This window comes from Streptomyces sp. NPDC052236, assembly GCF_044548015.1.
Classification (GTDB): domain Bacteria; phylum Actinomycetota; class Actinomycetes; order Streptomycetales; family Streptomycetaceae; genus Streptomyces.
Map to the genome: position 1 here is coordinate 12,646 of NZ_JBIUBL010000038.1, position 12,146 is coordinate 24,791.

Here is a 12,146-nt window from a genome sequence, read left to right on the forward strand (position 1 = left end):
CATGCCCTTGACTTTGTGGGTCGTTGCTGTCCTGATCCCCGAGATCGTGCTCTCCTGCCTGCTGTTGCGCTGGCTCCCGGACCGACGTGAGTGGCCGATACCGCTGCTGATCCCGGTTCCGGCGATCGTCGTGGTGGCGCTTCTCATTCGGTACGTGGCGCAAGAGCCCTGGCCCGGCACGCTCGCAGCGTGTGTCGGCTTCCTGTGCGGTCTCGCCCTGGCGCTGCTGCCGTTCCGGGGCTGGGTGTCGTCGTGGACCCTCCCGGTGCACGGGGACCAACGGCTGCGCTGGCGTGAGGTGGCCTTGGTGGCTCTGAGCGTCGCCACTCCGGTGTCGACGACGCACACGAAGGCCGCGACGGGCAAGGCGTTCGCGCCGCGTGAAGTGGTGCGCGAGTGAGGGAGGTTTCCGTCGGCGATGGGTATGGCCTTGCTGGTGCTTCCGGTGCTCTGCGCGGTGGCGGCGGGCTGGGCCGCGGATGCGGTCGGCCTGACGGTCGTCCGCCCCTGACCGGGCGCGTAGCCAGCCGTGCGCGGCCTCGATGTCAGACCCGGCTCGTAGCGTCGTGGGTGAGGGCCTGGACCGGCCGGGCCCCTGCAGGCACGGGAGCGGGCCATGGGCGAGATCAATGTGAGCAGGCAGCATCTGCTGGCCGACAGCGCGGACACGTACGGCGCCCCGTACCAGCGGGCCTTCGCCGAGCTCGCCGAGACACACCGCGGCCGGCCCACGGCCGAGATCCTGCCGCTGCTGCGCCGGTCCGCAGACCAGGCCCTGCTGGAGTTCACACACGCCGACCTGCGCGAGCAGGCCGAAGCGATCAGCACCGGCGAGCCGTACGTCCTGCGCGTCACCATCACCTGAAAGAGCCGGACCGGCGCTCACCTACAGGCCAGGTGCGTCCAGCTCCGCTATCGAAATGGTGTTCCCTATGTGGTGGTTGGCGGGTTACTGTCCAGCCCACGCAAGATCCCGTCAGGGGGAGCACCATATGTACGCAGCAGAAGCCGCAGGTCGGCCTGGGCGGCCGCATGGCGTCCGTACCAACCCCGAGGGGCTCACCGACCGCCAGGCGGCCATCGTCACCTTCATCGAACGGGAAGTCACCCGTCAGGGCTACCCACCGTCGATGCGGGAGATCGGTCAGGCGGACAAGCTGGCCAGTACCTCGTCGGTCGCGCACCAGCTCATGGCCCTGGAACGCAAGGGCGTCCTCTACCGTGATCCGCACCGGCCGCGCGCCTACTGCGTCCGCACTCCATGGGCTGCGGAATTCCCCGAACCGCTGGCAGATGCCGGCCCGGCCGTGGCATACGTTCCGCTCGTGGGCCGGATCGCCGCCGGGGCTCCGATCCTCGCCGAGGAAGCGGTCGAGGACATCTATCCGCTTCCGCGCCAGTTCTGTGTCAACTCCCAGCGTGTTGCGCTGTGCTGAGATTCGTCTCGTCTCGGGAGTGCCCCGAGTTGGGTGGAGTCGGGTCGCTTGGCTTCACGCTGCCGGTGGCGTGCGGAGTTCGTACTCCACCGGACTGAGCATGCCCAGCGCCGAGTGCCTGCGCTGTCGGTTGTGGAAGATCTCGAGGTATTCGAAGGGGCGGTGGACAACTCCGTGTCCGCCACCGTCGGCGTTGCGTAATCCGACCTGGACCCGGGCCCAGAAGACGGCGTCATCGCGTCGTCCACGCAGTCCCCGATGGAGCCTATTGAGGGCAACAGGCTGGAGGCGCGGGCGCGTTCGGTGAATGCCCATGACCCGAACTGCACGCCGTGTTCGGAGTGGGAAAGGGTGCTGACCGGGCTCGGGGAGCGGCTGCCGATGGCCATGACCAGGGCGTTGGTGGTCAGCGCCGCAGGTTGGCGAGGCGTCGATCGCACAACCCTTCAGCCGCTCCACTGTCCGACAGTTCCCCGCCTTCGTAGCTCAGAGAATGGAGCATCCGGGCTGTGCGCACGCAAGAAGGCGGCCGCATAGCCCAGTCGTTGTGGCGGTCGCCCTGAGGCCGTGGCCGGTGTGCACGTGCATCGTTCGGGGCCTGGGCCGCGAGCTGGGTGACGGTCAGGCGGTCACCGTCGGTCGGCTCGGGGGTCATGACTTCGATTCGGAGACTGTCTTTTCGGAGGTGAGGGCCGCTGTCGTGCCTGTGGCGGCGGGCACTCGTCGGCGTGGGAGGAAGGCCGCGATGGTGAGCGAGAGGAGAGCCGAGCCGGAGGCGATGGCCATGACCATCTTGAAGCCGTTTTCGGACGGCAAGGGCGGTCGCACCGAACGAGACGGTCACATGAGCGAAGATCACTCCAGCCACCGCGCTGGAGGAAGAGTTGCAGGGGAACGCACAGCACTCCGTCGTCGTCGGCCACGATCACGTCACCGCGTCGGACGGTGGTGCCGGCGACCACGGCGGGCGCGTTCACCGGGCCGGGGCCGGCCTTCACCGTGCCCTGCGCCGAGACCCCTCGCGCACAGGCAGGGAAGCCCATTGCCGTCAGCTCGGACCATGTGGTCCTGCGCGGTCATGCAACCCATCGCCTTGGTCTCGACGTCGAACACGGGTGTGATGTCAAGCAGCAGGTCGGGGGTGAACCTCGCAGACCTGTGGCTGGTGCGGCTCGAACTGGAACCCCTGGGCAGCGACGAGCGGCCGGGTGCGCGGTGGTGGCCGTGGGCCTGGGCGATCCTGCGCGTCAGCAGGGTGGTCGCCTGTGCCTGGTTGTGGTCCCGGTTGTACGGGGGCGTTCGCCACGTGGGTGAGCAGGACGTCAGGCTGACGCTCGCGCAGGATGGCGACGATCGGACCGGTCGCCCACTCGTCGACGCCCAGCGGGAGTCCGTACCGCTCCCCGCGTCCGCGGGGACGGCACCCAGCTCTACGAGGGCACCGAGGCGGAGCGCTGGCACGAATTCCTGCAAACATGGTCCCAGTTGGCGGAGCGGCGGCCGAAGTACCACCGTCTGCTGGCGGCGAGGCGTTCGGCGACTGACCGCGCAGTTCAAGCCCGGCGACACCGCGCATGCGGTGGAGCAACTCGACTGGATGCGGGCGCAGTTCTTCGCACCGCCCAGACGACCGCCCGGCGGCGCGTAAACCTACGGGCCGTGCCTCCGCGGCGTCGAAGTGGGCAGACCGCATCAGATGCCTGTGCAATGAGGCCGGCCGTGCCCTTGTCAGTGGTGGCGTGGGCGAGGCAGCAAGGCGAACGCGCTCTCCGCAATCGAGGTCAGGCGGGCGGGGCTGTGGCCGTACGCGCCTACGACATCGGTCCCGCGGATGATGGTCAGCAGAAGGTATGCAAGGTCGTCGGGATCCGCGTCGGGGTCGATGTCGCCGTTGCGCTGCGCCGCTCGCACACACTCGGCCACCGCCGTCGCGAGCACGGAGAAGCAGTCGTTGGCCAGGCGTTTCACCTCGGAGTCGGAGGCGCCGATCTCCAGGGCCATTTTGGCGGCGAAGCAGGCCGCCGCCGCCCGGTCAGGGGCGGGGGGTACGTCGGCGGCGAGTGGCACCCCGTGGACGGCGCGGAGCAAGTACGCGTGCAGTCGTTCCAGGGCGCCCTCGTCCGGTCCGGCGAGCGCCTTCGGCGCAAACTGCCCCAGCCGGGCGAAGTAGCCGGCCATCGCCTGCAGCAGCACGCCGTGCTTGCCGTCGAACGCGGCGTAGAGGCTGCCGCGGCCCAGGCCGGTGGCGGCGCTGATGTCGTCGACGCTCGTGCCGTTGTAGCCCGAGGTGCGGAACTGCCGCTCGGCGGCATGGAGGACGTGGTCGGGGTCGAAGCTTCGTGGTCTCGCCATACACAGAAGGTAAAGCCGACCCGCCCTTCTTGACAAGCCAGTACAGAACTGCCTAGGTTTCCGACTGTTCAGTACACAACGGTCCTGAGCTCCCCGGACAGGCTTGGTCCGGGCTTGCAGGACCGGTGCGGACCGTGTCGGCCTCAGCGCGGGCGACCTCGCACAGCGCACGACGAAGTCATGCCCACAACCGAAGGAACCAACATGCAGACAGCTTCCCCGGTGGCCCTCGTGACGGGCGCCTCCTCCGGGATCGGGCGGGCGGCGGCGCTCGCCCTCGTGGGCGCCGGCTTCGCGGTGGTCGGCACGAGCCGCAACGCGGCGAACGTCGAGCCGCTCGCCGGGGTGACGTTCCTCGATCTCGACGTGGCCAGCGACGAGTCGGTCCGCTCCCTGGTCGAGGAGGTGGTCAAGCGGTTCGGCCGGATCGACGTCCTGGTCAACAACGCAGGCGTGGGCGCGGTCGGCGCCGGTGAGGAGAGCTCGATCAACCAGGCCAAGGAGGTCTTCGACGTCAACGTCTTCGGTCTGATTCGGATGACAAACGCAGTGATGCCCCACATGCGCGCCCAGGGCAGTGGCCGCGTGGTCAACGTCTCCTCGGTACTGGGTCTGATCCCAGCCCCCTTCATGGCCATCTATGCCGCCACCAAGCATGCGGTCGAGGGCTACTCCGAGTCCGTCGACCACGAGCTTCGCGAGCACGGCGTCCGGATGCTGCTGGTCGAGCCGGCCTACACAAGCACGGGTTTCGAGGCGAGCAGCCTGGCACCCGACTCGCCCCTGCCGATCTACGCCGCACAGCGGGAGGTCTCCCGAGACGTGCTGGCCACGGCCTTGCGCACCGCCGACGACCCGGACGTTGTCGCGAAGGTGATCGTCGCGGCCTCCACCGATTCCAAGCCTAAGCTCCGGTACACCGCCGGCTCGATGGCCGGACGCGTCAGCGTCCTGCGCCGGATCGTGCCCTCGCGCGCCTTCGACAGACAAATCCGCAAGCTCAACCGACTGGCCGGCTGACCCCGCAGTACACCCGGCGCCTGCATCAAACCGGCCCCTACCTGGTCCACGCTGAGTCTCGATCGGAGCGTGGCACTGCGGTCTTCCGCTGTTCGCCTCGGCGAGGACTTCGCCGGCATCTACGGGCCCGAAACCATCGAGCGGTTCGGGCTGCTGCCCGGCGGCATGCCCACCGAATGGGCGTCGTGGCGGTGGGTGATGTACGTGAACGCCGCCTTCGTGGCCCCGCCCTGATCGGTGCCTTGCTGCTGGCCAAGCCCGTGATCACCTAGAAGCCCAAACTCAACATTCCGGGCATCGTCGTGGTGAGCGAGGGCCGACCTGTCGCACTTGACAACTCAGTACAGAACTGCCTAGGTTTCTGACTGTTCAGTACACAACGGTCCTGAGCTCACCGGACAGGCTGCGTGCACGCCTGGCGCGATTGAGGGCAACCCATGCCTTTGAACTCCTCCGCGCCGCCCGGCGTTGCGATGCCTTCCAGGCCGGCAAGGCCGGTCTGATCCTCGCGATCCTGGCGACGGCGAGTTTCGTCGCCGTACTGGATCTGTACATCACGAACGTCCCAAGCAAACCGGAGCCGGACTCTCCACGCGGTGAACAGCCACCGTCGTGACGGTCGCCGACCACATCCTCGGCTTTCTGAACAGCTGACCCCCCTCCAACCACCCAGAACTCGAAGGGTTGACCGAACCATGACTGACAAGGAAAGGCAGGAGGCCATGGCTGTGGCGACTCCTCCGTACGCGAGCGACGCACTGGCCGAGGGGACCGTCGACGCGGTGGTGATCGGCGGGGGCGCCGCGGGGCTGAACGGTGCACTGATCCTCGCCCGCTCCCGCCGCTCGGTCGTCGTGATCGACAGCGGCTCCCCGCGCAACGCGCCCGCGGAGGCCGTGCACGGCTTCATCGTCTTGGACGGCACCCCGCCGTCCGAGATCCTTCGACGGGGCCGGGAGCAGGTGCGCCAGTACGGCGGACGCGTCGTGTTCGGCGAGGTGGTCTCGGCCGAGTCTGCCGCCCCGTCGGCGGACGGGGACCTGCGGTTCACCGTCACCCTGGCCGACGGCCGCAGCATCACCGCTCGCCGCATTCTGGTGGCCACCGGCCTCACGGATGTGCTGCCGGAGGTGCCCGGGCTCGCCGAGCACTGGGGGCACAGTGTGGTGCACTGCCCGTACTGCCACGGCTGGGAGGTGCGCGACGAGCCCATCGGTATCCTCGCCACCGGCCCGGCCTCCATCGGCCACGCGTTTCTGTTCCGTCAGCTGACCGAGGACCTGACCTACTTCACCCACGGCACTGACCTGGACGAGGACAGCCGCGCCCGCTTCGCCGCCCGCGGCATCCGCATCATCGACACCCCGGTCACCGAGGTCGTCAACGACACGGACGGTGCCCTCGCCGGGGTGCGACTGGCCGACGGCCAGGTCGTGGCCCGCCGCGTCCTCGCGGTCGCCGCGCCGATGCAGGCCCGCACCCAGGGCCTGGAAGGTCTGGGCCTGCCGGTGCGGGACCTGCCGAAAGGCCGCGGTTTCGCCTCCGGCATGGCCGGCACCACCGAGGTGCCGGGTGTGTGGGTGGCCGGCAACGTCACCGATCTGGTCGCCCAGGTCGGGGCCTCCGCAGCGGCCGGCGCACTGGCCGGCGCCGACATCAACAGCATGCTGGCCACCGCGGACACCGACGCGGCCCTCCAGGGGATCGCCGAGGGAAGCCCCAAAGCGGCCACACGATGATCTCGAAGCCCTGAGATCTCAGCCCGTCACCCGCTCGCCTCACCTTCATCGGTGAGGAAACCAATCAGTTTCCAGACGGCTTTCAGTCATGCCCAGCAAGCAAGGGGAAAAATGAGTACCAGCATCGACCGCGGGGCGCCCGCCTCCGGAAAGAAAGAGTCGGGCCTTCGCGGCTCACATGCCGTGCGCTGGTGGGTGCTGGTCGTGCTAGGCCTGGCACAGCTCATGGTCATGCTCGATGCGACCGTCGTGAACATCGCGCTGCCCGAGGCGCAGCAAGATCTCGGCTTCAGTGACGGCAGCCGGCAGTGGGTCATCACGGGTTACGCCCTGGCGTTCGGCAGCCTGCTGCTGCTCGGCGGCCGACTCGGTGACCTGTTGGGCCGACGTACCCTCTTCGTGATCGGCTTGGCGGGTTTCGGGGCCGCATCCGTTCTCGGCGGCGCGGCCTCCAGCTTGGAGATCTTCGTCGCGGCACGTGTGGCCCAAGGTCTCTTCGCCGCGCTGCTCGCGCCCGCGGCACTCTCACTGCTCAGCGTGACCTTCACCGAACCGTCAGAAAGGGCGAAGGCCTTCGGTGTCTTCAGCGCGTTGGGTGGTGCGGGCGGCGCGATCGGGCTGCTGGTCGGCGGCATGCTCACCGAATGGGCGTCGTGGCGCTGGGTGATGTACGTGAACGTCGCCTTCGCGGCCCCCGCCCTGATCGGTGCATTGCTGCTGCTGGCCAAGCCCGTGATCACCAAGAAGCCCAAACTCGACATTCCGGGCATCGTCGTGGTGAGCGCCGCGCTGTTCGCCATCGTCTACGGGTTCGCGCACGTAGAGTCCACCAGCTGGACCGACCCGGTCGCCCTCGGCTCCATGATCGTCGGCGCGGTGCTGCTCGTGGTGTTCGTCTGGCTGGAGTCCAGGGTCGCGCATCCGCTGCTGCCGCTGCGAGTCGTGCTGGACGGGACCCGCGGTGGTTCGTTCGTGGCGGTGTTCGTCATCGGCATGGGGATGTTCTCGATCTTCCTGTTCCTGACCTACTACTTTGCGGCCAGCCTCGGCTACTCGCCGATCAAGACCGGTCTGGTGTACCTGCCGATGGTCGCGGGCGTCGTCGTTTCGTCGACCACGATGCCTACGCTGGTGCTGCCCAAGGTCGGCCCGAAGATCGTCGTCAGCGCCGGCTTCCTGGTCGCCGCAGCCGGTATGGCCCTGCTGACCCGGCTCGAGCTGGACAGCACCTACGCCACCCACATCATGCCCGGCATGATCCTGATGGGTCTCGGCCTCGGCGCGGTGATGACCACCGCGTTCCAGGGGGCGACCTCAGGCCTGCACCGCGATGACACGGGTGTCGCCTCGGCGCTGATCAACACCGGTCAGCAGGTGGGCGGCTCGATCAGTACGGCGCTGCTGACCACCATTGCCTCGTCGGCCGCGACCGACTACCTGTCTTCGCACAAGCCCAGCGCGCTGGCCGCGGCGCAGGCCGGGGTCGAGGGCTACACAGCCACCTTCGCGTGGGGCTCCGGGTTCTTCCTGGTCGGTGCGGTGATCGCGGCGCTCCTGATTCCGAATCGGGCCCTGGAGCCGTCCGAGGGCGAGCCCGTGATGGCCCACTGAGCCTGGATCTACCCTAGAGATGCCCTGCTACCCGCGATGACTGTTGTTCTCAGGACACGAATCAGCGCAGGACAGCAGGGCATCTCCAGGGTGGTGGCCGGCCTCTACCGAACGGACGCCTCCTGCCCGCCTTTGCCGTGTGCGACAGCCCGGCCCCACCCTGGAAACCGATCGGTTTTCTTTTCCGCCGGCCACTACGGACGTGGCGGCAGCGGGACGGGTCGACCTGTCAGTGCCGGGGCAAGGGGAGGACAACGGGGTGCTGGCTGAACTGCCGCAGATGCTCGTTCTCCAGCTCCAGGACCTGCACGACGCGGACCAGTTGCTGGACCTGGAGCACGAGGTCATCGCGTTCTTCCCTTAGGGCCTGAGCCTTAGCCTTGAGCTCTTCGTGCTTTTTGTGAAGGGCGTCAACGTTGTGCGGGCGGCCATGCTGGGCACGGACGAGCGCATAGAAGAGGTCTTTCAGCCCGGTGTGCTTGTGGGTGAGCTTGTTGCGCTTCAGCCCCGCTTCCTCGGCGAGGGACTTGATGGTGAGCTGTCCGTCCGAGCGCAAGGGGAGACCGATCAGCAGCCGCACTATGGCGTCGGTGATGGCGAGGATCTCCGTGGTGTCGGACGGGCTGCGCCCGCCTGAGCCGGAGGCGGCCATGGCGGCGCCGATGACTGCGCCGATGACTGCGCCGATGACTGCGCCGATCTGCGCTGCCTGATCCGAGCCCGGGTCCGTGTCGGTGGGGTGGGTCATGGCTGGGCCTGCCGGGGGATGCGTCGGGTGTTCTGGTGCTGGTGGATGATCGTCTCGAGCGTTTCGACGCGCTGGTTGAGCCGCTTGGCCAGCGGCGCCGGGTTGAGTCCGTCGGCGATCTCGCCGCGTAGCCGTTCGACTTCCTGGTGGGCACGCTCGATGTGCGTGTCGGTACGGGAGATGTTGGCGCAGGCGGCGTGGCAGCGGTCGAAGCTCGGGGTACGCAGCGCGGTGCTCCGGCCCCGCTGCGGGTCGCACAGAGCCTTGTACGGGTCGTGGTTGCAGGTCAGCAGCGCGTCGGGATCTTCGTAGACCTGCAGGCGCGGGTTGTTCATCAAGGCGCGGAGCTGGGCGCGGGTGGCGAAGCCGCCGGCGTAGCGGGCGTCGAACTCGTGGGCGGCGTCGATGTACCGCTCGGCGGCCGGGCCGCTGACGCCTTCGCCGTCAGCGAGGCGGTCGCTGGCCTCGGCGAGGGTGTCGGCGAGGGCGAGCTGCCGTTCGAAGTCTAGGACTTTGAGCATGTCCTGTTTGGTCCGTCCGCCGTAGGCGGCGGCGAGGGTACGGCCGACGTGCCCGTACTGCAGACCGAGCGCGATCCGGCCGCCGGGCTGCCGGTAGATGAACCAGGCCACGGAATGCCGAAGCATCTTCGGGGTCGCATACAGCCTCACGCCCGCGGCCGCGCAGCGGTCACTTGCCCGCTCGAACGTCTTCGTCCAGCTGCGATACGCCATCGGCATCCCCGTCTCGGTCAGCCACACCATCGCCGGCTCCAGTCCGTCCTCACCGCGAACGAACATCCGCATCCGCTGCGCGGCCGTCAGCTCGTTCGCGTGCCCCTCACGCAGCCGGCCGTCCGACTCGGTCCACCGCACCCGCCGGCCCCGCCCGACCTCCTCAACGACCTGCAGCCCGGGAATGCGTTCGTACGATCCCGCGCGCTGAGCGCGCCGGATCGAGGCCTGCCGGGTTGAGGCCCGGTACACCTCAACCGATTGCAGGGCTGGATGGCTGACGTAGTAGAACCGCCCGGCCCGCTTGGCGACCGCCCTGCCCACCCAACCCGAGTAATACGACCGAGCCCCCAGCTCGGGAAGCTCCACGTGAGCACCGTGCCAGCCTCCCGACGCCGCAGGCCTGACGAGTACACGAAGTCCGCAAACGCGGCGTCCCGGCCGTCATTGCGCCCCGGCCACCCCGGCCGTTCCAGTCCGTCCGGCAGCATCCCGGCCAGCCCAACGTCACGCCACAACCGGAAGGCCCGCGGCGTCAGCCACTTCACGCACGAGTTCCGCACGTCCCCCGGGGCCAGCTCCGGCGACTCCACCACCATCCCGTTCGGCAGCGCCACCGGGCGCGTCACCACGGGCGTCTCGGCGATGAACCGCAGCTTCTTCGCAATGCCGTACAGCAACTGGAGAGCTGCGAGCTCCTTCTTCCACGTCGAGCCGACGATCAGGCTCGGGTTTCCATCGCCTCTCTGCCGCCAGTCCTCCCAATCCTCCAGATCAGCCCGGGTGGCCTGATCCCAGTTCCGGCCCCGGCGCCACAGGAAGGTGAAGAACACTCGAAAGCATGGCGCGTAAGTCTCCCGAGTGCCCTCCGCCTTGCCCATAAAGTCGCGATGCCGAAGCACTGCGCTGAGCCGCGGATCGACTCGTCCGTCCGGCGAGACCAGGATCGGCATCCCCTCACGCAACCCTAAGGACCCTTCACGCGCCTCCAGATCGCTCCAGCGCCCAAGCAGTCCCGGGGAGCCTGCCGTCGGCGTGCCGCCGTCACCCACCCAGAACAGCCGCCACTCGGCCACAACCCACGCCCCCTGTAACGGCAACACGACCTCTGACAACACGCGGACCGTACACAGAACGCCAGCTGGTCGGCGAAGGTGAACTGTTCGCGCTGAAGGTGGTGGGGGACAGCATGGTGGAGGCGGCCATCTGTGAGGGCGACAACGTCATCGTCCGTCGCCAGGACTCGGCCGATCACGGTGACATCGTCGCCGCCCTGTTGGACGGCGAGGCCACAGTGAAGCGCCTGCGGCGCAAGGACGGCCGGGTGTGGCTGATGCCCCACAACGCGGCGTACGAGCCGATCCCAGGCGACGAGGCGGCCATCCTCGGCAAAGTTGTCGCCGTGCTGCGCATCGTCTGAGAGCACGATGCGGGGCCTCATGTTCGGGGCTTGCCGATCGTCCCCCGAACCGCGGTGGCCGGACGCTGCTGCGCGGGGGTGAGGGCATGCGGAGCAGCCAGCTTGGGAAAGCGGTCATCAGCAGGCCGGTCACGAAGAGCACAGAAGGGGCGGCCCGCCCGGTCGACGTGCGAAGGGCTCCCGGGCGGGCTCCGCCGTCCACGCTGCCCCGGCCGCCGGGTGCGCCGGGGCTGACGGGGCCGGTGCCTGAGCTGAACGTGTGATTCGACGTTCTGCCGCCGATTGCTCCGTCGCGCTGCGACACTCCTGATCACCACCCTGGCACCTGAAGGACTGTTCCGTTGATCCCCGCTCGTCCCCACGGGAGTCGGGGCCACCGCGTACGCCGCAGGAAGACGAAGGAGACATCGTGACGGCGCCCCTCGACGGAGCTCACCAGCCAATTCCTTCCCGGCGGGGACCGGGCCCCGCTACCGTGGAGGGCATGGCCAGGGAACTTCGCATTGAGCTCGATGACGAACAGTGGGCGCAGCTTGAGCGCGAGGCGCACGAGAGGCACGAGGATCCGACGGTGTACGCCGGACGCGTCCTGGCCCAGGAGCTCAACAAGGCGCGGTTCCTCGAGGGCAGTGCCCTCTTCCTTGCCACGCCCGGCGTGCGCGAGGAGTTCGCCAGCCGGTTCGGCCCGCAGCCCGGTACCGCTGCTTCCGCGGCGTAGGGCGGGCAGCGACTCAGTGGACCTCTCGGTAGATCTTCCGTGGCTCATGGAGATCGCCCGCACGCAACTGGGCGACCCTGATGTGACGGACTGGGGAGCGCTGGAGGCGGCCCGCGCACGGCACGCCTTCCGCGTCCTGGACGAACCCGTATATCCGCGGCCGCATCACCGAGCCGCGGCCCTCTTCCACTCCCTGGCGCGGGTGCCGGCCCTGGAACAGCAACGAACTCTTCGGCGCGACGGTCGCGGCCGGCTACCTGCACGCCTCCGGCCTGCCCGTACGGTTCACAGCCAAGGAGGCCGCCGACCTCGCCGACCAGGTGTCCGCCGGGCACCTGGACGTGCGCGCCTTGGCCACGGCCCTGAAG

General features: G+C 68.6%; 10 protein-coding genes and 3 pseudogenes. 9 read left to right on the forward strand and 4 right to left on the reverse strand.

Going from position 1 to position 12,146, the window contains the following annotated elements; all coding sequences use genetic code 11:
- Position 1: 1 nt before the first annotated feature.
- The 3 genes and pseudogenes from ACIHCQ_RS39705 to ACIHCQ_RS39715 all read left to right on the forward strand — a co-directional run.
- Positions 2-400, forward strand: a complete 399-nt coding sequence (locus tag ACIHCQ_RS39705; protein ID WP_399673669.1) for a hypothetical protein — start codon at positions 2-4, stop codon at positions 398-400.
- 216 nt (positions 401-616) lie between these two features.
- A complete protein-coding gene (locus ACIHCQ_RS39710; RefSeq protein ID WP_399673671.1) occupies positions 617-865 on the forward strand; it encodes a hypothetical protein in 249 nt (82 codons plus the stop codon).
- Positions 866-992: 127 nt separating this feature from the next.
- Positions 993-1,400, forward strand: a pseudogene (locus ACIHCQ_RS39715) (repressor LexA); the annotation flags it as partial.
- A gap of 926 nt (positions 1,401-2,326) precedes the next feature.
- Here the strand turns inward: ACIHCQ_RS39715 and ACIHCQ_RS39720 are convergent.
- Positions 2,327-2,494: pseudogene (locus ACIHCQ_RS39720) on the reverse strand (4-carboxy-4-hydroxy-2-oxoadipate aldolase/oxaloacetate decarboxylase); the annotation flags it as partial.
- Positions 2,495-3,164: 670 nt separating this feature from the next.
- Positions 3,165-3,788: a TetR/AcrR family transcriptional regulator gene (locus ACIHCQ_RS39725; RefSeq protein ID WP_383251545.1), complete on the reverse strand. Its 624-nt coding sequence runs from the start codon at positions 3,786-3,788 to the stop codon at positions 3,165-3,167.
- Positions 3,789-3,992: 204 nt separating this feature from the next.
- Between ACIHCQ_RS39725 and ACIHCQ_RS39730 the strand changes: the two genes are divergently transcribed.
- The 4 genes from ACIHCQ_RS39730 (at position 3,993) to ACIHCQ_RS39745 (ending at position 8,158) form a co-directional block, all read left to right on the forward strand.
- Positions 3,993-4,808, forward strand: coding sequence for an oxidoreductase (locus ACIHCQ_RS39730; protein WP_399673673.1), 816 nt, complete (start codon positions 3,993-3,995; stop codon positions 4,806-4,808).
- Between the two features lie 69 nt (positions 4,809-4,877).
- Entirely contained in the window at positions 4,878-5,042 is a 165-nt protein-coding gene (locus ACIHCQ_RS39735) for a hypothetical protein (RefSeq protein ID WP_399673675.1), read from the forward strand.
- Between the two features lie 488 nt (positions 5,043-5,530).
- Entirely contained in the window at positions 5,531-6,547 is a 1,017-nt protein-coding gene (locus ACIHCQ_RS39740; protein WP_399673764.1) for an NAD(P)/FAD-dependent oxidoreductase, read from the forward strand.
- Positions 6,548-6,658: 111 nt separating this feature from the next.
- Complete coding sequence (locus ACIHCQ_RS39745; RefSeq protein ID WP_399673677.1) at positions 6,659-8,158, forward strand: MFS transporter; 1,500 nt, start codon at positions 6,659-6,661, stop codon at positions 8,156-8,158.
- A gap of 229 nt (positions 8,159-8,387) precedes the next feature.
- Here ACIHCQ_RS39745 and ACIHCQ_RS39750 read toward each other — a convergent pair whose 3' ends face one another.
- The gene (locus tag ACIHCQ_RS39750) at positions 8,388-8,906 is read right to left on the reverse strand and encodes a hypothetical protein (RefSeq protein WP_399673679.1); all 519 of its coding nucleotides are present in this window, start codon (positions 8,904-8,906) and stop codon (positions 8,388-8,390) included.
- Complete coding sequence (locus ACIHCQ_RS39755) at positions 8,903-10,009, reverse strand: hypothetical protein (RefSeq protein WP_399673681.1); 1,107 nt, start codon at positions 10,007-10,009, stop codon at positions 8,903-8,905. Before ACIHCQ_RS39755 ends, ACIHCQ_RS39750 begins: the two co-directional genes overlap by 4 nt.
- 706 nt (positions 10,010-10,715) lie before the next feature.
- Between ACIHCQ_RS39755 and ACIHCQ_RS39760 the strand changes: the two are divergent.
- A pseudogene (locus ACIHCQ_RS39760) lies at positions 10,716-11,060 on the forward strand (LexA family protein); the annotation flags it as partial.
- A gap of 484 nt (positions 11,061-11,544) precedes the next feature.
- The gene (locus ACIHCQ_RS39765) at positions 11,545-11,778 is read left to right on the forward strand and encodes a hypothetical protein (protein ID WP_399673683.1); all 234 of its coding nucleotides are present in this window, start codon (positions 11,545-11,547) and stop codon (positions 11,776-11,778) included.
- Positions 11,779-12,146 lie beyond the last annotated feature (368 nt).

Bases quoted from the DNA above. Each gene is read 5' to 3' on its own strand.
- ACIHCQ_RS39705 (WP_399673669.1), top strand. From the start codon at position 2: ATGCCCTTGACTTTGTGGGTCGTTGCTGTCCTGATCCCCGAGATCGTG.
- ACIHCQ_RS39710 (WP_399673671.1), top strand. From the start codon at position 617: ATGGGCGAGATCAATGTGAGCAGGCAGCATCTGCTGGCCGACAGCGCG.
- ACIHCQ_RS39725 (WP_383251545.1), bottom strand. From the start codon at position 3,788: ATGGCGAGACCACGAAGCTTCGACCCCGACCACGTCCTCCATGCCGCC.
- ACIHCQ_RS39730 (WP_399673673.1), top strand. From the start codon at position 3,993: ATGCAGACAGCTTCCCCGGTGGCCCTCGTGACGGGCGCCTCCTCCGGG.
- ACIHCQ_RS39740 (WP_399673764.1), top strand. From the start codon at position 5,531: ATGGCTGTGGCGACTCCTCCGTACGCGAGCGACGCACTGGCCGAGGGG.
- ACIHCQ_RS39745 (WP_399673677.1), top strand. From the start codon at position 6,659: ATGAGTACCAGCATCGACCGCGGGGCGCCCGCCTCCGGAAAGAAAGAG.
- ACIHCQ_RS39750 (WP_399673679.1), bottom strand. From the start codon at position 8,906: ATGACCCACCCCACCGACACGGACCCGGGCTCGGATCAGGCAGCGCAG.
- ACIHCQ_RS39765 (WP_399673683.1), top strand. From the start codon at position 11,545: ATGGCCAGGGAACTTCGCATTGAGCTCGATGACGAACAGTGGGCGCAG.